The sequence below is a fragment of the Micromonospora purpureochromogenes genome (assembly GCF_900091515.1).
Lineage (GTDB): Bacteria > Actinomycetota > Actinomycetes > Mycobacteriales > Micromonosporaceae > Micromonospora > Micromonospora purpureochromogenes.
The window spans coordinates 5,109,394-5,132,261 of record NZ_LT607410.1 but is presented as its reverse complement, the minus strand read 5'-3'; the positions used below and the strand labels follow the sequence as shown (position 1 = coordinate 5,132,261).

Annotated in this window: 18 protein-coding genes; 10 read left to right on the top strand and 8 right to left on the bottom strand. The window is 73.4% G+C overall.

Translation table 11 applies throughout. The annotated features are described in order from the left end of the window. Positions 1-16 precede the first annotated feature (16 nt). The 6 genes from GA0074696_RS23310 to pdxY all read left to right on the top strand — a co-directional run bounded on the left by GA0074696_RS23310 (position 17) and on the right by pdxY (position 5,559). Positions 17-469, top strand: a complete 453-nt coding sequence (locus GA0074696_RS23310; protein ID WP_088963078.1) for a MaoC family dehydratase — start codon at positions 17-19, stop codon at positions 467-469. Then, positions 466-1,494 carry a phosphotransferase family protein gene (locus GA0074696_RS23305; protein WP_088963077.1) on the top strand — a complete coding sequence of 343 codons (1,029 nt, stop codon included), beginning with the start codon at positions 466-468 and terminating at the stop codon, positions 1,492-1,494. Before GA0074696_RS23310 ends, GA0074696_RS23305 begins: the two co-directional genes overlap by 4 nt. Beyond that, positions 1,494-2,726 (top strand): acyl-CoA dehydrogenase family protein, encoded by a 1,233-nt coding sequence (locus GA0074696_RS23300; protein WP_088963076.1) that lies wholly within the window; start codon positions 1,494-1,496, stop codon positions 2,724-2,726. Before GA0074696_RS23305 ends, GA0074696_RS23300 begins: the two co-directional genes overlap by 1 nt. A gap of 223 nt (positions 2,727-2,949) precedes the next feature. Beyond that, complete coding sequence (locus GA0074696_RS23295) at positions 2,950-4,173, top strand: multidrug effflux MFS transporter (protein WP_088964749.1); 1,224 nt, start codon at positions 2,950-2,952, stop codon at positions 4,171-4,173. A 106-nt stretch (positions 4,174-4,279) separates the two neighbouring features. Beyond that, on the top strand, positions 4,280-4,582 hold the full coding sequence (locus tag GA0074696_RS23290) for a GNAT family N-acetyltransferase (RefSeq protein WP_088963075.1): 303 nt from the start codon (positions 4,280-4,282) through the stop codon (positions 4,580-4,582). Positions 4,583-4,707: 125 nt separating this feature from the next. Next, a complete protein-coding gene (gene pdxY, locus GA0074696_RS23285) occupies positions 4,708-5,559 on the top strand; it encodes a pyridoxal kinase PdxY (protein ID WP_088963074.1) in 852 nt (283 codons plus the stop codon). Positions 5,560-5,607: 48 nt separating this feature from the next. On the opposite strand, the gene GA0074696_RS23280 is transcribed toward pdxY, so the two are convergent. Beyond that, positions 5,608-6,270, bottom strand: a complete 663-nt coding sequence (locus tag GA0074696_RS23280; protein WP_088963073.1) for a TOPRIM nucleotidyl transferase/hydrolase domain-containing protein — start codon at positions 6,268-6,270, stop codon at positions 5,608-5,610. A gap of 165 nt (positions 6,271-6,435) precedes the next feature. Here GA0074696_RS23280 and GA0074696_RS23275 point away from each other — a divergent pair, with 165 nt between their 5' ends. The 4 genes from GA0074696_RS23275 (at position 6,436) to GA0074696_RS23260 (ending at position 11,233) form a co-directional block, all read left to right on the top strand. Next, positions 6,436-8,085: a glycoside hydrolase family 10 protein gene (locus tag GA0074696_RS23275; RefSeq protein WP_088963072.1), complete on the top strand. Its 1,650-nt coding sequence runs from the start codon at positions 6,436-6,438 to the stop codon at positions 8,083-8,085. Between the two features lie 189 nt (positions 8,086-8,274). Further along, on the top strand, positions 8,275-9,579 hold the full coding sequence (locus GA0074696_RS23270; protein WP_231925123.1) for a PP2C family protein-serine/threonine phosphatase: 1,305 nt from the start codon (positions 8,275-8,277) through the stop codon (positions 9,577-9,579). Positions 9,580-9,695: 116 nt separating this feature from the next. After that, positions 9,696-10,637 carry a sensor histidine kinase gene (locus GA0074696_RS23265; protein WP_088963071.1) on the top strand — a complete coding sequence of 314 codons (942 nt, stop codon included), beginning with the start codon at positions 9,696-9,698 and terminating at the stop codon, positions 10,635-10,637. Positions 10,638-10,762: 125 nt separating this feature from the next. Beyond that, the gene (locus tag GA0074696_RS23260; protein ID WP_088963070.1) at positions 10,763-11,233 is read left to right on the top strand and encodes a phage holin family protein; all 471 of its coding nucleotides are present in this window, start codon (positions 10,763-10,765) and stop codon (positions 11,231-11,233) included. Positions 11,234-11,284: 51 nt separating this feature from the next. On the opposite strand, the gene GA0074696_RS23255 is transcribed toward GA0074696_RS23260, so the two are convergent. The 7 genes from GA0074696_RS23255 to GA0074696_RS23225 form a co-directional block, all read right to left on the bottom strand. Continuing rightward, positions 11,285-12,628 carry a glycoside hydrolase family 18 protein gene (locus tag GA0074696_RS23255; protein ID WP_088964747.1) on the bottom strand — a complete coding sequence of 448 codons (1,344 nt, stop codon included), beginning with the start codon at positions 12,626-12,628 and terminating at the stop codon, positions 11,285-11,287. A 206-nt stretch (positions 12,629-12,834) separates the two neighbouring features. Next, positions 12,835-14,208, bottom strand: coding sequence for a permease prefix domain 1-containing protein (locus GA0074696_RS23250; RefSeq protein ID WP_088963069.1), 1,374 nt, complete (start codon positions 14,206-14,208; stop codon positions 12,835-12,837). After that, positions 14,205-14,579, bottom strand: a complete 375-nt coding sequence (locus tag GA0074696_RS23245; RefSeq protein ID WP_088963068.1) for a PadR family transcriptional regulator — start codon at positions 14,577-14,579, stop codon at positions 14,205-14,207. Before GA0074696_RS23245 ends, GA0074696_RS23250 begins: the two co-directional genes overlap by 4 nt. A gap of 121 nt (positions 14,580-14,700) precedes the next feature. Further along, complete coding sequence (locus tag GA0074696_RS23240) at positions 14,701-15,252, bottom strand: DUF5872 domain-containing protein (protein WP_088963067.1); 552 nt, start codon at positions 15,250-15,252, stop codon at positions 14,701-14,703. Between the two features lie 28 nt (positions 15,253-15,280). Then, positions 15,281-16,489: a trans-sulfuration enzyme family protein gene (locus tag GA0074696_RS23235; protein ID WP_088963066.1), complete on the bottom strand. Its 1,209-nt coding sequence runs from the start codon at positions 16,487-16,489 to the stop codon at positions 15,281-15,283. Between the two features lie 69 nt (positions 16,490-16,558). Continuing rightward, complete coding sequence (locus GA0074696_RS23230) at positions 16,559-21,850, bottom strand: non-ribosomal peptide synthetase (RefSeq protein ID WP_088963065.1); 5,292 nt, start codon at positions 21,848-21,850, stop codon at positions 16,559-16,561. Continuing rightward, positions 21,847-22,863 carry a TauD/TfdA family dioxygenase gene (locus GA0074696_RS23225; RefSeq protein WP_088963064.1) on the bottom strand — a complete coding sequence of 339 codons (1,017 nt, stop codon included), beginning with the start codon at positions 22,861-22,863 and terminating at the stop codon, positions 21,847-21,849. Before GA0074696_RS23225 ends, GA0074696_RS23230 begins: the two co-directional genes overlap by 4 nt. Positions 22,864-22,868: the final 5 nt, after the last annotated feature.

Sequence of the window (22,868 nt, the reverse complement as noted above, 5' to 3'; positions counted from 1 at the left end):
CGGGAAAGGAGAGATGATGAAGGTCTTCCACGGCATCGAGGAGCTGGAGCCGGCGGTCGGCACCCACCTCGGCTACTCCGACTGGCACACCGTCACCCAGCAGCAGATCGACGCCTTCGCCGAGGCGACGGGTGACCGCCAGTGGATCCACGTCGACCCCGCGAAGGCGGCGCACGGCCCGTTCGGCAGCACCATCGCGCACGGATACCTGACCTTGTCACTGGTGCCGATGCTGGTCTGGCAGGTGTACAAGGTCGAGGGGCTCAGCATGGGCGTGAACTACGGCGCCAACAAACTCCGCTTCCCCTCCCCGGTCCCCGTCGACTCCCAGGTGCGCGCCGGGGTGGAGCTGCTGTCGTTGGTGCCCGGCGGCGGTGGCTACCAGCTCACGGCGAAGGTGACCGTCGAGTTGGCCGGCGCCGAGAAGCCGGCGTGCGTGGTCGAGACCGTCAGCATCCTGGTGCCGTGACCGCCGCCGACCGGCAGAGCCCGCCGGGCCTCGACCTGGCCCGACTCTCCGACTGGTTCGCCGCCTCGGTTCCCGAGGCGGCCGGGGAGCTGACCGCCCGACTGGTCGCCGGCGGCAAGTCCAACCTCACCTACGAGGTCGGTGACGGGCAGCGGACCTGGATCGTCCGGCGACCGCCGCTGGGGCACGTGCTGGCCACCGCGCACGACATGAGCCGGGAGTACCGCGTCATGTCGGCGCTCTGGCCGACCGACGTGCCGGTGCCGAAGACGTACGCGCTCTGTTCCGACGCCGACGTGCTGGGCGCCCCGTTCTACGTGATGGAGCGGGTCGACGGTACGGCGTACCGGCACGCGGCCGAGCTCGAGCGGCTCGGCGCGGAACGTACCCGGGTCATCTCGACCCGGCTGGTCGACACCCTGGCCGCGCTGCACGCGGTCGACCCGGTGGCCGTGGGGCTGGCCGACTTCGGCCGGCCGGACGGCTTCCTGGCTCGGCAGGTGAGTCGCTGGAAGAAGCAGCTCGACGCGTCGTACTGTCGGGACCTGCCGGCCGCCGACGAGCTGCACGCCCGGCTGGCGTCCGGCGTGCCGAGCGAGTCGACGCCGGGCATCGTGCACGGTGACTACCGCCTCGACAACGTCCTCACCGACGACCGCGACCGCCTCGCGGCCGTCATCGACTGGGAGATGGCCACCCTCGGCGACCCGCTGACCGACCTGGCGCTGCTGGTGCTCTACCAGCGCCTGGGGCGGCTCGTCGGGGTGGCGGTCGCCGACGCCTCGTCCGCGCCCGGCTTCCTGACCGAGGACGAGATCCTCGACCGGTACGCGGCGAGCAGCACCCGCCCCCTCCCGCCCCTCGGCTTCCACCTCGGGCTGGCGGCCTTCAAGCTGGCCGCGATCCTCGAGGGCATCCACTACCGGCACCTGCGCGGCCAGACCGTCGGCTCCGGCTTCGAGCGCCTCGGTGAGGTCACCGAGCTGCTGCTCGACGCGGGCCTGACCTACCTCAAGGAGCACTGATGGACTTCGCCCTGGACCCGAGGACCGAGGGGCTGCGGGACAACCTCCTGGACTTCATGGACAGCCACGTCTACCCGGCGGAGCACGCCTTCCACGAGCAGCTCGGGCAGCTCGGCAACCGCTGGGCCTGGGACGCGGTGCCGGTGCTCGCGGAGCTGCGCGCCGCGGCGAGGAAGCGCGGGCTGTGGAACCTCTTCCTGCCGGGTACGCACGGAGCCGGCCTGACCAACCTGCAGTACGCCCCGCTGGCCGAGATCACCGGACGTAGCCACCTGGCGCCCGCCGCCCTGAACTGCGCCGCCCCGGACACCGGCAACATGGAGGTGCTGGCGATGTTCGGCACCGAGCAGCAGCGCAAGCAGTGGTTGGAGCCGCTGCTGGACGGTCGGATCCGGTCGTCGTTCGCCATGACCGAGCCGGACGTGGCGTCCTCGGATGCCACGAACATCTCGACCCGGATCGAGCGGGCCGGCGACCAGTACGTGATCAACGGCCGCAAATGGTGGATCACCGGCGCGATGAACCCGAACGCCCGGATCCTCATCGTCATGGGCAAGACCGACCCGGACGCCGAGCGGCACCGTCAGCAGTCCATGGTGCTGGTCCCACGGGACACCCCGGGTCTGGTGATCAAGCGGGGCATGGAGGTGTTCGGGTACGACGACCACGACCACGGCGGGCACGCCGAGCTGGAGTTCCACGACGTACGAGTGCCGGTCGAGAACCTGATCGGCGGCGAAGGCGACGGCTTCGCGATCGCCCAGGCCCGGCTCGGCCCCGGCCGCATCCACCACTGCATGCGCTCCATCGGCCTCGCCGAGCGGGCCGTCGAGCTGATGTGCGCCCGCGCCGAGCAGCGGACCGCCTTCGGCAGGCCGCTGGCCGAGCAGGGGGTGATCCGCGACTGGATCGCCGAGTCCCGGGTGCGGATCGAGCAGCTGCGACTGCTGGTGCTCAAGACGGCCTGGCTGATGGACACCGTCGGCAACAAGGGCGCGCACACCGAGATCCAGGCGATCAAGATCGCCACCCCCGCGACCGTCCAGTGGATCCTGGACAAGGCGATCCAGGTACACGGCGCCGCCGGCCTCTCCCAGGACTTCCCGCTGGCGAACGCCTACGCCCGCATCCGCACCCTGCGCTTCGCCGACGGACCCGACGAGGTGCACAAGAACGCCCTCGCCCGCCACGAACTGCGGCGCCAGGCGGCGAGGCGGGTCAGCCCCGCCTGACCCACCGGAATCCGCTGCCGGATCGCCGGCTGACCACCGTCGCCCGGCTGTGACCTGCGTTACCTGTCGGGCGACGGGGAATCAGATCGCCGGATCCGGATTTGGATTCAGGTGTGACTTCTGCCCCGCACCCGGCCCGGCTCCGTGACGGCCGATCGGAGACGACCCGATGACCGTCGACGCCCCGCGGCGGCGGTCGGCCCCGCTGACCTCGGGCGACCTGATGACGCCCCGACAACGCCTGCGGCTCGTCCTGGTGCTCGGGTCGCTGATCGCGGTGGGTCCGCTGACCATCGACATGTACCTGCCCGCACTTCCCGCCATCGTCGACGACTTCCGGACGACGCCGGCGGCGGTCCAACTGACCCTCACCGGCACGCTGGCGGGCCTCGCCGTCGGCCAGTTGCTGATCGGTCCGCTGTCCGACGCCGTCGGCCGGCGCGCGCCGCTGATCGCCGGCATCGCGCTGCACGTCGTGGCGTCGGTGCTCTGCGTCGTCGCACCGAACGTCACGGTTCTCGGTGGCCTGCGGGTGATGCAGGGCCTCGGCGTGGCGGCGGCCACGGTCGTCGCGATGGCCGTGGTCCGCGACCTGTTCGACGGTGCCGCCTTCGCCCGGCTGCTCTCCCGGCTGCTGCTGGTCATGGGGGCGGCGCCGATCCTCGCGCCCACCCTCGGTAGCGGGTTGCTGCGCTGGACCGACTGGCGCGGCGTGTTCGTGGCCCTGGCCGCCTTCGGTGTGCTGCTCGTCGTGGTCGCCGCGCTCGGCCTCCGCGAGACGCTGCCGGCCGAGCGGCGCCGGCGCGGCGGGGTGCTCGCGACGCTGACCGTGTACGGCGCGCTGCTGCGGGACCGGACGTTCGTGGGCCTGGTGCTGGTCGCCGGGCTGGCCATGGCGGCGTTGTTCGCCTACGTCGCCGGGTCGTCGTTCGTCCTGCAGCAGCAGTACGGGCTGGACGAGCAGCAGTTCGGGCTGGCCTTCGGCGCGGGCGCGGTCGGACTGATCGCGGCGACCCAGTTCAACGTACGCCTGCTGCGCCGCCACTCGCCGCAGCGGATCCTCGTTGTCGCCCTCGGCGTGGGCACCGTGGCCGGACTGGCGCTGCTCGCCTTCGCCGCGACCGGCCTCGGCGGGTTGCCGAGCCTGCTGGTGTCGTTGTGGGTGGTGCTCGCGGCGGCCGGTCTGGCGATGCCGAACGCGCCGGCCCTGGCCCTGTCCCGGCACGGGGAAGCGGCCGGTACGGCCTCCGCCCTGCTCGGCGCCGTGCAGTTCGGCGTGGGTGCGCTGGCCGCGCCGCTGGTGGGCGTGCTGGGCACCGGCGCGGTGGCCATGGCCCTCGTCGTCGCCGGTGGCATGGTGGCGGCGATGGTCGTGCTGCTCGTCGTCGTGCGGCCGGCCCGGCTCGCCGACCTGGCGCCGGAAGCGGTGGTCGTGGCAGCGCACTGACGCGCGGTCAGCCGGCACCGACGACGCGGTTCGTCCGGGCCGCGGTGCCCGGGAGCGTTGCCGGCCTCACACCCGGATCCGCGGGCGGCCGTGCTTCGATGGTGCGGTGGAGTTCACCGTGAATGACGCGCCGGAGCGGGAGCGGTTCGAGGCGCGGGACGAGTCGGGTGCGCTGGCCGGTGTGGTCACCTACCAGTTGACCGGCAACATCATCGCCTACACGCACACCGAGGTCGATCCGCAGTTCGAAGGCCGGGGCCTGGGATCGACCCTCGCTCGCGCCGTGATGGACGACGCGCGGGCCAGGGGCCGGACCGTGGTGCCGATCTGCCCGTTCCTCGCCGAGTGGCTGGGCAAGCACCCCGAGTACGACGACATCGTGGTGCGATCCACTCGTAAGGTCCGATAGCCGGCGCCCGACCCCGGACAGGGCTCGGACCAGCGGTGTCCTGAAGGCACCTGGCCCGGAGTGGGTCAGCCGACAGTACGGCGGGCCGTACGCGTGGCGCCGGCGGGAACCGCCATGATGGGCCGGTGAAGATCCTGTCCATCCAGTCCTCGGTCGCCTACGGCCACGTCGGCAACTCCGCGGCCGCCTTCCCGCTTCAGCGACTCGGGCACGAGGTGTGGCCGGTGGTGACGGTCCACTTCTCGAACCACACCGGGTACGGCGCGTGGCGCGGGCCGCTGCTGGCGCCGGCCGACGTGGCCGAGGTGATCGCGGGCATCGGCGACCGCGGGGTCCTCGGCAGCGCCGACGCCGTGCTGTCGGGCTACCAGGGTGACCCGGCGATGGGTGCGGTGATCCTCGACGCCGTCGACAAGGTGAAGGCCGCCAACCCGGACGCGGTGTACTGCTGCGATCCGGTGATGGGCGACGCCGGCCGCGGGATGTTCGTCCGGCCGGGCATTCCGGAGTACCTGCGGGACACCGTCGTCCCGCGCGCGGACATCATCACCCCGAACCACTTCGAGCTGGACTTCCTCGCCGGCCGTGCCACCAACTCGCTGGCGGAGCTGCTGGACGCGGTCGACGTGGTACGCGCGACGGGACCCCGGCACGTCCTGGTCACCAGCGTGCTGCACGGTGACGTGCCGGTGGGGTCGCTGGAGGTGGTGGCCGTCTCCGACGAGGGCGCCTGGGCGGTGACCACCCCGCTGCTGCCGATCAGCCCCAACGGCGGCGGCGACGTCACCGCGGCGCTGTACCTCGCGCACCTGTGGACGACGGGTTCGCCCGCCACGGCGCTGGAACGCACCATCGCCTCCGTCTTCGCCGTACTGGAGGCGACCCTCGCGGCGGGCACCCGGGAGATCCAGCTGATCGCGGCCCAGGACGCGATCGCCGCGCCACCCGCCAGGTTCGCCGCCCGGCGGCTGCGCTGAGGGGACGTCCCTCGGGGCGGCCACCGCGCAGGCGGGCCGGATCGCGGGTCAGGAGTGGGACGGTCCGAGTAGGCGATCCAGCGGCCGGGGTACGTGGTTCGGGTCGAGGGCGTCGACGAGCGCGCGGGCGTACCGGGCCTTGCGACCGCTGGTCGTACCCATGAAGCGGCGCAGCTGCCGCTCGATCGCGCGCCCGCGCTGCGCGGGCTGGTTCTGGAAGACCCGGAAGCGGGCCAGATCCCGTTCGGCCGCCAGGACCCGCTCGACCCCGGCCGGGCCCAGCGCGCGGATCAGCTCGTCCTCCAGATCGGCGACGCACACGTAGAAGCCCAACGCCTCCATCCCGGAGCGGGTCAGGTGGCTGCCGAGGCCGGCCTGCTCCAACCCGCGCCGGAAGTAGCCCTCCTCGGCCTCGTCGCAGAGCCCCCGGATGTTCACGGCGAGCCCCTGCGCGCCGAAGAGCCGCAGGAACCGACCGACGCTCATCGCGCCGCCGATCGGCAGGACGCACACGCCCTCGCCGGCCAGATCCCGGTTGCGCCGGACGGCCAGCGCCTCCACCGCGCTCCGGTCGCTGACCCCTTCGACGAGGACCACCGTCGCCAGGCCATCCTGGGCCAGTGCGCGGGCCGCCGCGGCGGCCGCCGCGGCGTCCGTGCCGCCGGCCGCCCACGTGCGGACGGCGGCGCGGAAACGGTCCGACTCTCGCACAGCGCAGAGTCTCGCAACGGCCGGTCCCGGACCGCCACCGGAATTGCGGTCGGGCAGCCGCGTATCGAGGTGACGCCAAGCCCTCCGACCCCGCCGCCTTAGCTGACCGTTAAGTAACCCTCCACCCGGTTCACCCGGCCGGGCGGCACTGGGCAGACTGAGGCAATGCCCGCCGCCGATCCGCCCGCTCACCGCCGTCGTCGTACCCGCGCACTCGTCGCCGTCGTCACCGCGCTCGCCCTGGCGGTCGCGGTCGGCGCCTGGTCGGTGCGAGAGCGGATCGTCGACGACGAACGCGGCGCCGTGGCCGCCCTCGGCCCGGCAGCCGACGGCGGCCCGGCGTCCGCCGCTCCCCGCTGCGCCGGCCGGGCGGCGCGGGCGTCGCGCGAGTTGCGTGGCATGTGGATCACGACGGTGAACAACATCGACTGGCCGAGCCGGCGCGGGTTGCCGGCCGAGACGGCGCGGGCGGAGTTCCGGGGCTGGCTCGACCTGGCCGTGCGGCGCAACCACAACGCCGTCTTCGTGCACGTGCGGCCCAGCGGGGACGCCCTCTGGCCGTCGGAGTACGCGCCCTGGTCGGAGTGGCTGACCGGACGCCGCGACGGCCGCGACCCGGGCTGGGACCCGATGGAGTTCATGGTCAGCGAGGCGCACGCCCGCAACCTGGAGTTCCACGCCTGGTTCAACCCGTACCGGGGCGGGCAGCCGGCCACCGTCGGGGGGCCCGGCCCCCGGCTGGACCAGTTGGCGCCGACGCATCCGCTGCGGCGGCACCCCGACTGGGTGGTGACCTATCCCAGCGCCGACCGGCCCGGCAGTCGCCTCTACTTCAACCCGGGCATCCCCGAGGCCCGCGCGTTCGTCGAGGACTCGATGCTGGAGGCGGTCCAGCGCTACGACGTCGACGGCGTGCACTTCGACGACTTCTTCTACCCGTACCCGGAGGCCGGGCAGGACTTCCCGGACGACGCGGCGTTCGCCCGCTACGGCCGGCGCTTCGCGGACAAGCACGCCTGGCGCCGGGACAACGTGAACACGCTGGTCCGCGAGATGAGCCAGCGGATCAAAGCGATCAAGCCGTGGGTCAAGTTCGGCATCAGCCCGTTCGGCATCTGGCGCAACAAGCGCACCGACCCGGCCGGCTCGCCGACCGCCGGTCTGCAGAGCTACGACGACATCTACGCCGACACCCGGCTCTGGGTCCGGCAGCAGTGGCTCGACTACGTGGTGCCGCAGCTCTACTGGCACATCGGATTCGACCGGGCCGACTACGCCAAGCTGCTGCCGTGGTGGGCGGCCACGGTGCAGGGCACCCGCGTGCAGCTCTACATCGGCCAGGCCGACTACCGGGTGGGGGAGCGCGGCGCCTGGCGCGACCCGGCCGAGCTGGACCGCCAGCTCGCCCTCAACCGTCGGCACGGGGTGCGCGGAAGCGTGCACTTCAGCGCCAGTCAGGTCCGCGCTGACAAGCTCGGCGCCGTCAGCCGGTACAGCGCAGCGCACTACGCCGGCCCGGCGCTGGTGCCCACGATGGCGCAGCTACCGGCGGCGCCGCCCGCCGTACCCGCGATCACCGGCGCGCGGCGCGACGCCGGCGGGGTGGCGCTGACCTGGCGCGGAGACGGTGCCGCGAGCTTCGCCGTCTACCGGGTGGACGGCGACGCGGCCCGGCTCGTCGGCACCGCCCGGGGAGCCGGCTGGGTCGACCGCACCGCCCCCGCCGACCGCCCGCTCTCCTACTGCGTGTCCGGCCTGGATCGCAGCGGGAACGAGGGCCGACTCAGCGCACCGATCTCCGTCGACATGCGGTAGGAGCACGTTCTGCTCGGTGTGGCGGCGGAGCCGACCCGGTCGGCCCGCACCACCTGCCGGGGGCGGACGAGCGCCGATCACCCCGGTGACCGATTCGTCGGAACGAACCACCCCGAGATCAGCAGGATGACAGGGACGGTTGACGCTGCTGAGGGGCTGCTCCGGGCCGGGGAGGACTAGGATTCTGCCGTGATTGGCGTCCAGGGTGGCGGGAGCGACGAGCGGTTACGCCGTATCGAGGCGGTCACCGACGCCGCGCTGTCCAAGCTTGACGTCGACGACCTTCTCGACGAACTCCTCGACCGGGTCCGAGAGGTGTTGCGGGTCGACACCGCCGCCATCCTGCTGCTGGACGTGCACGCCCGGCAGTTCGTGGCCACCGCGACGAGGGGGTTGGAGAACGAGGTCCGGCAGGGCTCTCGGATCTCCGTCGGCCGCGGCTTCGCCGGCCAGATCGCCCGGGAGAAGCAGCCCGTCGTGCTGGACGAGGTCACGGCCGCGGACGACCCGGTGCTGTTCGACAGAGGGGTCTGCTCGCTGTTGGGTGTGCCGATGCGCGCCGGCGGCGAGGTGATCGGCGTACTGCACGTCGGCTGCCTCCAGCCGCACCGATTCACCGACGACGACGTGCAGGTGCTGCAACTCGCCGCCGACCGGGCGAGCCTGGCCAGCCGGAGCCGGGCCAGCAGCATCGACCGCACCGCCGCCCTCGCCCTGCAACGCAGCCTGCTGCCCACCCACCTGCCCGACGCGCCGGGCGTGGACATGGCCGCCCGCTACGTGCCCGGCCACGACGCCGGCGTGGGCGGTGACTGGTACGACGTGTTCACCCTCCCGTCCGGCTGGCTGGGCGTCGTCATCGGCGACGTGTCGGGACACGGGCTGCGCTCGGCGGTCGTGATGGGGCGGCTGCGCAGCGCGCTGCGCGCGTACGCCTTGATCTGCGACGATCCGGCGAGCGCGCTGACGCTGCTGGACCGTAAGATCCACCATTTCGAGGCCGGGAACCTCGCCACGGTCCTGTACGCGATGATCTCCCCGGACCGCACCGTCATTCGGATGTCCCTCGCCGGGCACCTGCCACCCGTGCTGGCCGCACCGGGACAGTCGGCCGACACGCTGAACATCCCAGTCGATCTTCCACTGGGTGTGCGCCCGGATCGACCGGCCCGCCGACACACCGAGGTCGCGTTCCCCGCCGAGGCAGTGCTGGTCTGCTACACCGACGGGCTCGTCGAACGCCGCGGCGAAGTCATCGACACCGGCATCGAACGGCTCTGCGCGGCCGTCGAACCAGGTGCCGCCGAAGCGGTCTGCGCCCGTATCATGAGCACACTCGCCGGCGAACAGCCGACCGACGACATCGCCCTGCTCGCCATCCAGGCGACCGGCAGGTCCGGTGTGAGCCCGGGGGCCGACCGTCACCGCCGGGCCGCCGCCGGCGGGAGTCGTCCGCTCAGGCAGCGGCGGCAGTCCGGGCCGGGTCGGGGCTGACCGGCCGTGCGGTCGCCCCGGCCGTACACTTCACCTGACCGGCGCCAACCAGGTATCCGGACTGACGCTGCGGTGGCCCGACGAGGCGGCTGGACCACGCACTCGGAGGCTGCCGCATGAGCATCTCGGTCGCCACCAGGACCGACAGGTTCGTCCACCCCGCCCTCTTCTACGGCGACCGCGAGGAGTATCTGGCCGGCACCGTGCCGTTCATCCACGCCGGCCTCGCCGCCGACGAGCCGGTCATGGTCGCGGTACCGGGGGACAACCTCCACCAGATCCGTACCGCGCTCGGCGTCGACGCGGACCGGGTGCAGTTGCACGACATGAGCGAGGCCGGGCGCAACCCGGGGCGGATCATTCCCGGCGTCCTGCTCGCCTTCGCCGCCGCGCACCCGGGCAAGCGGGTACGCATCATCGGCGAGCCCATCTGGGCCGGCCGGACCGCTGTCGAATACCCCGCCTGCGCCCAGCACGAGGCCCTGATCAACGCGGCGTTCGCCGGCCGGCAGGCCACCATTCTCTGCCCCTACGACACCAGCCGCCTGGACCGGAGCTGGCTCGACGACGCCTGCCGCACCCACCCGGTCCTGCAGAAGGACGGCGCGGAGTGGGCGAGCCCGTACTACGCGGACCCGGTCGCGGTGGCCGCCGGGTTCAACCTGCCGCTGCCGGATCCGCCTGCCCGGGCGAGCACCATCGCCGTCGACGCGCACGCTCTCCCGGCCATCCGCGGGTTCGTGACCGCGCACGCCGTCGCCGCCGGGCTGCACCCGGACCGCGTCTCGGACCTGACCCTGGCGGTCAACGAACTGGCGGTGAACACGGTCAGACACACCACCGGGGGCGGTACCGTCGCGGTCTGGACCGACGCCACGCGCCTGATCTGCCAGCTCAGCGACACCGGGCACATCACCAACCCGCTCGCCGGCCGGCTTCCCGTGCCACCGCGGCAGCCGGGCAGCCGAGGACTTGTCCTGGTCAACCAACTCTGCGATCTGGTGCGCGTGCACACCAGGCCCGGTGCCACCACGATCCGCCTGCACATGCATCGCTGACGGGTCCGGGCACCGCTCAGCTCTCCTTGTCACCTTCGTCCCAGCTTCCGCCCCGGCCGTCGGGGCAGGTATGGCGGTGACGTTCATGGGTAAGCGGCTGCCCCCAACGGAGGAGGAGCGGGCCCATGAGTGACGCGGCAGCGGGACGGTCCGGCGGAATCGGACGGGCGGCCGGTCCGACCGACCGCTTGGCTGCCGAGGTGGCGGAGGTGGTGCGCGCGGAGGTCCGCGAGGTACGCACGCACGTCCTGAGGGCGGTTCGTCCGGCGGGGGTCGGTCTGGCGCTGCTCGCCACCGCCGGCGGGTGTGTGGTCCTGGGCGCCGGGGCTGCCTCGGCGACCGCGCTGCGCCTGCTGGAGACCTTCCTGCCCCGCAGACTGGCCACGGCGGGACTCACCGGGGGCTACCTCGTCGCCGCCGTGGTGCTGGGCCGGGCAGGCCTGACGCAGCTGCGGGCGGCCGGCGGCGGCCCGGCCTGGCTGGCGGACGAGATGCAGGACGCCGTCTCCGCCACCGCGAGTCAGGTGGTGCCGGCCGGTGCCGCCGCCGTTCGCGAAGAATTCGACCGGTGGGCGTCCGACCGGCAGGGCCACTGACCTCCGCGCACGCCGTCTCGCGGCCTGTAGGAGCGCTACCGCGGCGCGCGGCTACGGCGTCGCGAGCCCGAGGCCGATCGTCTTGGTCAACGTGGCGTTGTCGTCGTCGCCGTCCAACGACCAGACCATCGCTCCGGCCAGGCCGGCCCGTCGGATGTACAGCGTCTTCTGCAACACCACCGCCGGATCGTCGTACGTCCAGAAGGTCGTGCCGTCGAACAACCAGGCATGCCCGGCACGAAGGTCGCGGTGGACGGTGAAGCCGTTGCCGGCCAGGGTCTTGAGCTGCCGGTAGTCCTCGTAGCCGGCCTCGAAGGTGGCCGGCGCGGGCCCGGTCGCGGGCTGGAAGAGGCCGTTGCCGCTCCCGCTGACGCCGGTCCAGCCCCGGCCGTAGTACGGGATGCCCAGGACCAGCTTCTCGCGCGGCGCACCACGGGCGAGCCAGCCGTCGATCGCCACCTCGGCGGAGAAGTCCGGGTCGTCCGGCGCTCCCGAGGGTACGCGCAGCGCCGACTGCTGGTTGGTCACCGGGTCCCACCCGCCGTGGAAGTCGTAGCCCTGCACCGCGGCGAAGTCCAGGTACCGGAAGATCTCGCGGCCCTCGTAGCCGGCGTCCATGGCCGCCGGGTTGGCCGGCAGGAAGGCGGTCAGCGGGTGGTGCCTGCGGGTCGTCCGGCCGTACGCGTCCAGTTGCCGGCGGAACTCGGCGACCAGCTCGGTGAAGTTCCGCCGGTCCTCCGGGCGGACCACGTTGCCGGGCTCACCGGGCCAGTTCGGCCACTCCCAGTCGAGGTCGATGCCGTCGAAGACGCCGGCGGCGGCGCCCGGGCCGCCACTGCCACCGTCGAGGACCGGAAGGTTGCCCTTGAGGTAGAGGTCGATGCAGGAGGCCACGAACGCCTTGCGGGACGCGTCGGTGCGGGCGGCGTTCGAGAAGTACGTCGACCAGCTCCAGCCGCCCAGCGAGATCAGCACCTGCAGGCCGGGGTGCTTGGCCTTGAGCTTGGCCAGCTGGCCGAAGTTGCCGTTGAGCGGTTCGCCCCAGGCGTCGGCGACGCCGTCGACGCTCTCCTGCGCCGGGACGGGACGCTGGTAGTCGGCCCAGGCGTCACCCTCGCCCGGCCCACCGTCCACGAAGCAGCGCCCGTCCTCGCTGACGTTGCCGAAGGCGTAGTTGACGTGGGTGAGGCGGCTCGCCGCCCCGGAGGTGTCGAGCTTCCTCACCGGGAAGGCCCGGCCGTAGATGCCCCACTGGGTGAAGTAGCCGACCCGGTGGTAACCCGCACGGCGGTTCCCGCTGTCGTCCGCGCCGGCGGCCGTCGGCGGGGCGGCGGTGACCAGCACGGTCGCCAGGGCGACGACGGCGGTGAGGCGGCGGTGGCGGATCGGTCGCATCGGCACTCCCACGACGGTGGAGAGAATTAGTAAAGAGACCTTTCTGATTGATGAACCTAAGCGGACCGGCATTCCGCGGTCAAGAGGGTCGCTGCGACCGACCGCGAGCTGGCTCCACCCGGCGGCTCGCGCCGCGATGTCCTGAGGGGACAAGCCACTCAACCCTGCCCGCTATCCGGACAGGGTTGAGTGGCGTCTGATCCGGCTCAGGCGAAGTCGAACACGAGCGGGAAGGCGAGGACGACCGTCCAGGCCCAGACCGCGTACACGATCACGTACCGGGTCTGCCACCGTTCGAGGCGGGCGAAGGGCATGCGGCCACGGACGAAGCCGAGGAACAGCCAAGCCGACCATGCCAGGTTGGTGAGCAGGATGACGTTCTCGCCGAGGGCGGCGGTCTTGTTCGGACTGAAGCCCCATTCGGTGATCCGGCCGGTGATCGCCAGCAGCACCAGGGCGTCGATGAGCAGGGCGCTGACGACGAGCGCGAGCTGTAGGCGGTCGAAGAGGCTCGGCCGGGCCGTGAGATCACGGGCGGAGATGGCGTACAGCAGCAGGCCCAGCACGACGACCAGCAGCAGGTCGAAGAGGATGAGCGCATCGCGCTCGACGTCGATGCCGTTGCTGGTCCAGACGATGGCGACCAGGAAGGCCAGCAGGGCGGCCGCGAACAGCGGCGTGAAGACGCGGGTCAGCACGGGCGCCATGTTCTCGATGACGCTCTGCTTGGCCTCCACCAGCCAGGCCGCCACGATGACCGCGGCGGTGGCACCGCACGGCAGCAGCCACGACTGGATGAAGCCCTCGGCGTCGATGCCGATGGCCCGGAAGGTGCCCATCGTGAAGGCGGAGAGCACGCCGCCACCCAGTCCGATGAGGGCGAAGTAGATCAGCCACTCCCCGGTGAACCGGATGAAGTCCATCCGCCGCCGGTCCGAACGCCAGTCGCCGCCCGCGTAGGCGACGCCGACCACCAGCCACAGCGCGAGCGGCAGGTGGATCGCCGTCAGCACCAGGGTCTGCGAGTCGTCCGCCAGCGGGTACGCGTTCGCGGCGACCGCGCCGAGCACGAACAGCGCCGCGAGCACCCCGATGACGCGGGGGCCGACCCGGCGCTGCCAGGCGAAGTAGGCGGCCAGCGCCGGCAGCGCGAACAGGCTGATGTTCCGCGCGTAGAAGGCGCCGTGGTCACCCGATGCCAGGTCGAGGCCGAACAGGGCCGGCACCTTGATCGAGAGTGCCGCGACGGCCGCGCAGAGCATCATGACGGGCAGTTCGCGCCGGGTACGGGCGGCGGCGGGTGTGTCCGGCTCCCCGGGCAGGACGAGCTGCTTCCACAGCCGCTCGGAATGCTCGCGAGCGAACTCCCGCGACAGCTCGTCGAGGTTGCCCATCCGCTTGACGGCGATGAGGAAGGCCTCGTCGGCGCGCAGGCCCGCCTCGGTCAGCTCGGTGATCCGGCTGCGCAGGTGGTCTTCCAGCTCCTCGGCATCGGTGTGGTGCAGCTCCCGGCGGCGGTCCGTGTAGGCCCGCCACTCGGCGATCTGGCCCTCCAGGTCGTTGTCGCTGTTGACGCTCATCGTCCCGCCTCCCAGGCCGGTGCCGCGATCGGCGTGATGGACTGGGCGGCGTTCCAGACGCCCCGCAGGGCGTCGACGACGGCGGCCCACTGGCGGCGCTGCTCGGCGAGCTCGGCCCGACCCTGGTCGGTGATGCGGTAGTACTTGCGGCGGCGGCCCCCGGGTGGGGTCTCCCAGGCCGACTCGACGTGCCCCAGCCGCTCCAGGCGGTGCAGCAGCGGGTAGAGCAGACCGTCGGTCCACTCCAGCTGCCCGCCCGACAACTCGTTGACCTGCTTGAGGATCGCGTAGCCGTAGCTGTCGCCCTCGGCGAGGATCCCCAGCACGAGCGGGGTCGCCGAGGCCGCGACGAGATCCTTGGTGATGTGCATGTGACCACCTAACCCTAGAACTGCAATGCATAGTAGTTCTAGGTATGGCGGCCGCGCAACGGATCACGGGGTGGCTCTCGCCGTACGCGATGTCGCCGGTGTGATGCGGCGCCGCCCGGAGTCAGCGGCGCTTGAGTTCCGACTGCAGCCGTTGGACGAGCGTCTTGCGGTTCTTGCCGGCGCGTTCCTGCTTCAGCGCCGCCTTGAGCTCGTCCGTGTCGAGACCACGGACCAGCCCGGCCGCCTCGGCGACCGTCACCTCCGACAGCCGGTCGACCGACGTGGCCTCCCTGCGCGCGCGTTTGGCGGGTTCGGTGTTGGCGACGAACTGCCGGCCGGACCTGGACGCCTCGCGCTTCTTGGTGTCCGTTGCGCGCTGCTCGTCCGCCGAGAGCCGTTCCCAGGCCTGCTTGGGCAGGTAACGCTTGGTTTCGCCGCCCTTGCGGGCCCGGGTGGCGCCGTTCCTGGTCTGCCAGTCCTCGGCGCCCCAACGCTGCAGGGACTTCTGCCGCTCATCCTTCGGGCCCTGATAGCCTCCGCCCCGCTTCTGGTACTCCTTGGTGAGCAGCTGCGACTTGCGCGCTGACCACTGCCCCGGCCTGCCGCCCTTGTCGGAAGCCTGCAGCTCTTCCTTGATCTGGTTTCTCAGCTCGGGCTTCGTGTACCTGGCCATGTGCAGCAGTTTCCCGAGGTGACCTGGCCTATGCGCCCTGCCGCGGGCCACCGCCCGGCTGACCCGGATCGGCCGCCTTGTCCAACGCCGCGAGGAAGTCGTCCACCAGGTCGGCGGTGTCCTCGATGCCGGTGGAGACGCGGACCAGCCCGTCGGAGATGCCGCTGGCGGCGAGCTGGTCGGCATCCACGATCCCCGCCCACATCGACCGGGGGTGCACCACCAGCGTGCTGACGCTGCCCAGGCTGGCCGCCCGCTTGGCCAGCCCCAGCCCCGCCAGCAGCGCGGCGGCCCCCGCCCGACCGGCCTTCACCTCGACGCTGAGCACCCCGCCGAAGCCGGTCATCTGCCTGCGGGCCAGGGTGTGCTGGGGATGCGACGGCAGCCCCGGGTAGCGGACCCGGGCCACCGCCGGGTGCCCCTCCATAGCCTCGGCCAGGGCGAGGGCGTTGGCGTTGTGCCGCTGCACCCGCAGCGGCAGCGTACGGATGCCGCGCAGCAGCAGCCAGGCGTCCACCGGGCCGAGGGTGCTGCCGGTGACGATCGCCGTCTGCCACACCCGCTCGATCAGCTCGGCGGAGCCGACGACCACCCCTGCCGACACGTCGGAGTGGCCGCCGAGGAACTTCGTGCCGCTGTGCCACACCAGGTCCGCCCCGGCGCCCATCGGACGCTGGTTCACCGGCGTGGCGAAGGTGTTGTCGACCACCACCAGCGCCCCCGCCGCGTGGGCCAACTCCACCACGGCCGTCACGTCGGTCAGTTCCAGCAGGGGATTGCTCGGCGTCTCCACCAGCACCAGGCGGGTCCGCTGTCGCATCGCCCGCTCGAACGCCCCGACGTCGGTCTGGTCGACCTGCGTGCAGGAGACCCCGAAGCGCGGCAGCAGGCCGGTGGCGAGCGAGGTGGTGCCGCCGTACGTGCTGCGCTGCACCACCACGTGGTCCCCGGCGGAGAGCAGCGCCAGCGCCACCGTGCTGATCGCGCCCATTCCGGAGGCGGTGACCAGCCCCGTCTCCGCCCCCTCCAGCTCGGCGACCACGGCGGCCACCTGGGCATGGTTGGGATTGCCGTAGCGGGTGTAGAAGCTGCTTCCCCGGGTCTCGGTGGCGATCGCGGTGAACTGCTCGTCGGACTCGGCGCTGAAGGTCGCGCTCTGCACGATCGGCGGGGCCACCGCCCGACCGGGGACGAGACCGTCGTCGCCGTGCACGGCGATGGTGCCGAAGCCGGTCACAGATGCTCCTCTCGCGGGTTGTACGCGCCGGGTCAGCCGACCGGGGCCCGGACCACCGGCCGCGGGTTGTCAGGCATCGCGGGCCACCCGGTCCACCAGAGCACCGTAGCTGCCCAGCGCCACGAACTCCGGCAGCGTCAGGTCGCTGCCGTGGCGCTGCCGCAGCACCGTGACCAGCCGCAGGGCGCGCAGCGAGTCCCCGCCGGCGGCCTGGAACCCGGTCGCCGGGTCGGCCGGCGCGACCCCGAGCACCTCCTGCCACGCCGCCGCCACCCGGGCCGCCCATCGGGCCCGCGCGTCGTCGTCGGCCGCCGGCCCGCCGGTGGCCACCGCCGGCAGCGGCGCGGTCGGGTCGGCCGCCAGCAGCCGGCGGAAGCCGTCGGCGAAGGCGTCCACCCGGTCCGTGGCGACGTGCCGGTGGTCGTACTGGACGGTGAGGGCGAGGCGGCCGGTGTCGGCGTCCAGTTCGGCGTCGACGGCGAAGCTGAACGCCACGTCCACGGTGATGCCCCGACTGTCCACGATGCGGCTGCCGCCGCCGGCCGGCCGGTTCGGGAAGTGGGTCCAGTTGAAGAAGTGGTCGAAGCGGGGGCCGGCGGCACCGGCCCGGACGATCTCGGCGAGCGGGAAGCGGTGCTGCCCCATCAGTTCCCGCTCCGCCCGCCACACCTCGGTGGCCAGCTCGACCACCGACCGGGTACCCAGCTGCACGCTCACCGGCAGGGTGTTCAGGAACAGCCCGAGGGTGGCGTCGCTGCCCTCGCCCTCCGGCCGGCCACCGACCACCAGCCCGCTGACCACGTCGTCCCGGCCGGCAAGCTCGCCGATCAGCCGCAGGTGCATGGCGAGCAGCCAGGACTTGACCGGCACCCCGGCGGTCCGGGCCGCCGCGCCGACCACGCCGGTCGGGTCGGCCGGCAGCGGCATCCGCCGGGTGGTGGTGGTCCGCGGGTCCGCTCCGCCGAGCAGCAGCGGCGGCACCGCGCCGGGGCCGTCGAGCCAGAACCGGCGGGTGACCGGGTCGGCCAGGGCGTGCCGCTCGGCCGCCACGTACTCGCGGAACGGCAGGCCGGGGTCCGCCGTGCCGGCCGTGCCGGCCCGTTTCCGGTCGTACGCGGCGAGCAGGTCGGTGAGGAAGAGGTGCAGGCTCCAGCCGTCGAGGATGGCGTGGCACTCGGCGACGATCAGGGTGAACGCGTCGGCCTCCTCCCGGACGGCGTGCAGCCGCAGCAGCGGCGGGCGGTCCCAGTCGAAGGGGCGTACCCGCTCCTGCGCCACCAGGTCGTCGACCCGCGCCCGGCGGGCCTGCGGGTCGGCGTCGGCCAGGTCGGTCACCGGCACCTCCACCGGCACGTCCGCGTGCACGAGCTGCAACGGCTCGGAGTACGCGCCGAGCGCGAACCGGGTGCGCAGCACCGGATGGGCGGCCACCAGACCGGCCAGCGCGCGCCGCAGCGCCGCCGCGTCCAGCGGCGCGGCGATCCGGTGCGCGGTGACGTTGTGGTACATCGCCGGGTCGCCGGTCAGCTCGCAGTGGTAGACCATGCCCTGTTGAAGAGCGGTCATCGGGTACGCGTCGGCGAGCCCGGCGGGCAGCAGCTCCCGGTCGGCGGGGGCGACCAGCGCGAAGGGCGCGGCCTGCCCGGCCTCCGCGACCGGCGGGGCCCCGTCCAGGGTGATCTCCCCGTGCGTGACCAGCTCCCGGATCGACTGGTACGTGAAGATGTCGCTGAGTCGGAAGGACAACCCCCGCCTGTTCGCCGCCACCTGCATCTGGATGCTGCGGATGGAGTCGCCACCGAGGGCGAAGAAGCTGTCGGTGACGCCGACGGTGGCCACCCCGAGGACCTCGCGCCACGCCTCGACCAGGATCTCCTCGGCCCGGCCGGCGGGCGCCACCGCCGCGCTGTCCCGGGGCCGGTCGAGGCGGGGCGCGGGCAGCGCCGCCCGGTCGAGCTTGCCGTTGCGGGTCAGCGGCAGCGCGTCGACGAGCACCACCGCGGCCGGGACCAGGTGGGCCGGGAGCCGGTCGGCCAGCCAGCCGGTCAGGCGCTCGTCCAGCGGGCCGGCCGCCGGCCCCGCCGGGACGACCACCGCCGGGCGCGGATCGGCGGCGTACTCGGGACGCACGGCGTGCAGGGTGTGCCGGTCGGTGCCGGCGAGCAGGTCGTCCTGTCGGGTGACGACGTCGAAGCCGCGCTCGGTGAGCAGGCGGGTCAGCTCGTCCAGCCGGCCCTCGGTGTCGGTGCCGGCCGCGTCGTGCACCTCCATGGCGACCTGCGCGACCAGCGGCCAGTGCCGGTCCGCCAGCCCGGCGAGCACGTCCGCCTCGGCGCGCTGCACGTCGATCTTCAGCAGGTCGATCCGGTCCGGCGCGAGCTCGTCGAGGACGGCCGACAGCGGCCGGACCGGCACGGTGAGCTCCCGTCCGGCGAAGCGCTCCGCGAGCAGTTCGTCGGCCCGGTCGAGCAGGACGTCCCGCTCGTCCGCGCCGGCGTCCCGCTCGTTGGCGAGGTACCGCTTGATCACCGCCACCTCGGCGTCCGGGTCGGCGTACGCGGCGTGGCCGGACATCATCGAGTAACCCGGGTAGTAGGTGAACGACACCTCCCCGGCCGCCCGGGACAACCCGAAGGAGTGCACCGTGGCCGGTACGCCGAACTCGGCGACGTTGCGCCGCAGCACGTCGGCCACCGAGGGCACCGGCTCGAACGCGTGGATCGTCGCGTCCGGGCAGACGGTGTGCACGAAGAGCGAGAACATGCCGATGTTCGCGCCCACGTCGAGCACGGTCGCCCCGGGCCGCAGCACAATGCCGTCGCGCAGGTAGACCTGCTGGACGAAGATCTCGTCGTACAGGTAACGGGTCTCGTGCCGGTTGATCCCGGCCACCCGCTCGACGTCGACGGCCACGGTGGCGGCGGCACCCGGCCGGACGTAGGCGACGAGCCGGTCGCCGTGCCCGTCGTCGTCGCGGGCCACCACGGCGGCGTCGGCGACCTCCGGGTGCTCGCGCAGGACCGCGGCGACCTCGCCCGGCTCCACCCGGAAGCCGTGGATCTTCACCTGGTCGTCCAGCCGACCCAGGTAGCGCAGCCGCAGGTCGGCGTCGAAGCGGACCCGGTCGCCGGTGCGGTACACCCGTTCGGTGCGGCCGGACGGCAGGGCCACCGACACGAACCGGCGCGCGGTGGTCTCCGGGTCGCCCAGGTACCCGTCGGCGAGCTGCGGCCCGCTGACACAGAGTTCGCCGGCCACGCCCGGCGGCACCGGCCGAAGCCGCTCGTCGAGCACCCAGACCCCGACGCCGGGCAGCGGCCGACCGATGGTCGGGGCGTCCCCGGCGCGCACCTCGGCCGCGCTGGTGTCCACCGTGCACTCGGTCGGGCCGTACAGGTTGACCGCGTGGACGCCGGGCAGCGCCGCGACCGTCTCCCACAGGTCCGCCCCGATGGCCTCGCCACCGAGCAGCAGCAGGCCGGGCAGCCGGGCGTCGCCCGCCCCGGCGAGCAGGATGCGCAGTTGGGAGGGGGTCAGGTCGAGCACGTCGACGCCGTGGTCGGCGAGCGCGGCGGCCAGCGCCGCCCCGTCCCGCCGGACCTCCTCGGGCACCAGGTAGAGGCTGCGGCCGTGGCCGAGCTGCACGAGCTGCTTCACCGACGCGTCGAAGGTGAGCGGGGCGTTCACCGCCACCCGCAGTCCCGGGCGGCTGTCCGCGTACACGGTCCGCTCCAGGGCTTCGGCCAGGTGCGCGGCGGCGCCGTGCGACACCTGCACCGGACGGGGCGTGCCGGTGGAGCCGGAGGTGAAGATCACGTACGCCGGGTCGGTCGGGGTGGGCACCGCGGCGGGCGGTTGGCCACCGGCCGCCACGAGGTCGTCGACCGTCACCGTCGCCGGGCCGCCGACGCCGACGACGACCGCCGCGCCGACCGCGCGGACCTGGGCGGCGAGCCGCTGCGCCGGGGCGTCCGGGTCCAGCGGGACGAACACCGCGCCGGCCCGCAGCACGCCGAGGAACGCCACGACGGTGTCCCGGGACCGGGTGGCCAGCACCCCGACCGGGGCGCCGGAGAGCCCTCGGGCGGCCAGCGCGCCGCCCACCCGCGCGGCCCGCTCGCGCAGCTCACCGGCGCTGTACGCGCCGTCCGCGGCGACCACCGCCCGGTCGCCCTGGTCGGCACCGGCGAGGCCCGCGTCGAGCAGGTCGACGAGGGTACGCGCGGACGCCTCGGACGGGTTCCCGGCCGCGTCGGCCAGCCAGCGGGCCTCGGCGTCGCCGAGCACGGCCGGCGGGACGCCCTCGGTGAGCGCGGCGGGCAGGGTGCGCAGGATCGCCAGCAGCGCGTCGAGCAGCCACTGCCCGCCGACCACCCGCAGGGTCACCCGGTCGCCGTCGGTCAGCGCGGTGAGCTGCGGACCGGCGACGGGTGCCGGGGTGGCGACCTCCACCGCGAGGCCGCCGAGCCCGGCCACGGTGGCCGGGTCCACGGCGGGCGGCACCGCGAACCCGGCGACCGCCGCGGACTGCTCGTCCACCGGGTCGACCAGGTGGAACGTGTCGTCGGCGGCGACCTCGGCGGCGCGGACCAGGGCCAGCAGGTCGGCGGGGGCGGCGGGCAGCGGCAGCGCCAGCCGCAGCGGGCCGTAGCCGCCCAGCGGGCCCACCACCTCGGCGGTGCCGGCGGCCTGGCGGCCGTCGCTCCACCGGGCCAGCACCAGGTCCGCCTCGGCGGCGGAGTCCGGCGCCTCGGCCCGCCGGGAGAGCGCGACGGCCCAGGCGGCGAGGAGCACGGTGGCCGGCTCGACCCCGGCGCTCCGGGCGGCGTCGGCGAGGGCGGCGGCCGGCACGGTGGCGGTGACCACCGCGCTCGGGTCGTCCGCGTGCGGGGTGACCAGCCGCGCGGCCGGCGCGGTCGGCGCGGGGGCGGGGGCCTGCTCCCGCTCCTCGAGCTGCCACTCGGCGACGTCGAGGAACTGCAACGCCTCCGGGTCGTCCGGCAGCGCCTCGCCGGTGTAGGCGCGGGCCAGGTCGGCGAGGACCAGGCGCAGGCTGGCCGGGTCGGCGATCAGCGGGGTGGCGGCCAGCTCCAGGGCGTCGTCGGTGAGGGTGACCGACAGGTCGCCCTGCGCGCCGACCACCACCGCCCGGCTGTCGTCCACGTCCTGCAACGGCACCCGCAGGCCGGGGTGGTGCACCAGGGCCAGCCGCAGCGCCTCGTGCCGGGCCACCACCGTGTCGACGGCGGCCTGCAACCGCGCCCGGTTCAGGGGCCGGGCGAGCCGGACCCGGGCCCGGACGAGATCCTGCTTTCCCGACCAGGCCAGGCGCTGGGTCGGCGACAGACGGTACCCGTTCACCGCACACTCCGGTTGACGTAGAGATCGGACATGGCGACGAGGATCTGCCGGTCGCCGCTGAAGGGCTCGCGCCCGTGGGTGGCCAGGAAGTTGTCCACCACCAGCACGTCGCCGCGCTGCCAGGGCACCGAGACGGCGTGCCGCCGGTACAGCTCGCGGATGCCGGTGACCACCTCGTCGGGGATCGGCTCGCCGTCGCCGTAGTACGCGTTGCGGGGCAGCCCGTCCGGGCCGTACTCGCGCAGCAGCGCGCCGGACACCTCCGCCGGCATGTTGGAGACGTGGAACAGGTGGGCGTGGTTGAACCAGACCGTCTCCCCGGTACGCGGGTGGGTGGCGACCGCCTGCCGCCGCGCCCGGGTCCGCAGCCCGTCCGAGCCCAGCCAGGTGAACTCGGTCGCCGAGGCGGCGCAGTACGCCTCCACCTCCGCCCGGTCGGTGGTCTGGAACGCCTCCTGCCAGGGCAGGTCCAGGTGCGGGCCGTAGTTGCGCACGTAGCAGACGCCCGAGCGGAGGAACCGCTCCCGCACCTCGGCCGGGATCAGCGGCGTGATGACCCGCTCGCTGGCCAGCGGGGTCGCCCCGCCGCTGCCGGTGGCCGGCTGCTCGCACCAGAAGTAGAGGTGGGTGGGCCAGTTGTGCGAGTAGGACATCTCGTGGTGCAGCGGAATCCACTGCTCGGCGTTGAACTCGGTGGAGGTGAACACCCGGTCGGCGACCTCGTGGCGCGGGGCGGCCCGCTCCAGGTAGCCGAGCAGGTCCGGCCTGACCGCCCGGGCGGCCTGGCCGAAGTCGTCGGCGGTGCGCACCTCGAAGCCGCGGAAGAACACCGCGCCGTGGCGGTCCAGGTCCCGCAGCAGCTCCTCGCGCCGGCCGGCCAGCCAGCCGGCCAGGTCGAGGTCGGGAACGGCCGCCTCGACGAGCAGCACGAACTCCTCGTCCACGAGCACCCGCCGGGACACCGGCGAGGCGACCGCGCCGGTACCGCGCCGACGCGGGGCCGGCCCGCTCACGCCGC

Bases quoted from the DNA above. Each gene is read 5' to 3' on its own strand.
- GA0074696_RS23310 (WP_088963078.1), top strand. From the start codon at position 17: ATGAAGGTCTTCCACGGCATCGAGGAGCTGGAGCCGGCGGTCGGCACC.
- GA0074696_RS23300 (WP_088963076.1), top strand. From the start codon at position 1,494: ATGGACTTCGCCCTGGACCCGAGGACCGAGGGGCTGCGGGACAACCTC.
- GA0074696_RS23295 (WP_088964749.1), top strand. From the start codon at position 2,950: ATGACGCCCCGACAACGCCTGCGGCTCGTCCTGGTGCTCGGGTCGCTG.
- GA0074696_RS23275 (WP_088963072.1), top strand. From the start codon at position 6,436: ATGCCCGCCGCCGATCCGCCCGCTCACCGCCGTCGTCGTACCCGCGCA.
- GA0074696_RS23265 (WP_088963071.1), top strand. From the start codon at position 9,696: ATGAGCATCTCGGTCGCCACCAGGACCGACAGGTTCGTCCACCCCGCC.
- GA0074696_RS23260 (WP_088963070.1), top strand. From the start codon at position 10,763: ATGAGTGACGCGGCAGCGGGACGGTCCGGCGGAATCGGACGGGCGGCC.
- GA0074696_RS23255 (WP_088964747.1), bottom strand. From the start codon at position 12,628: ATGCGACCGATCCGCCACCGCCGCCTCACCGCCGTCGTCGCCCTGGCG.
- GA0074696_RS23250 (WP_088963069.1), bottom strand. From the start codon at position 14,208: ATGAGCGTCAACAGCGACAACGACCTGGAGGGCCAGATCGCCGAGTGG.
- GA0074696_RS23245 (WP_088963068.1), bottom strand. From the start codon at position 14,579: ATGCACATCACCAAGGATCTCGTCGCGGCCTCGGCGACCCCGCTCGTG.
- GA0074696_RS23240 (WP_088963067.1), bottom strand. From the start codon at position 15,252: ATGGCCAGGTACACGAAGCCCGAGCTGAGAAACCAGATCAAGGAAGAG.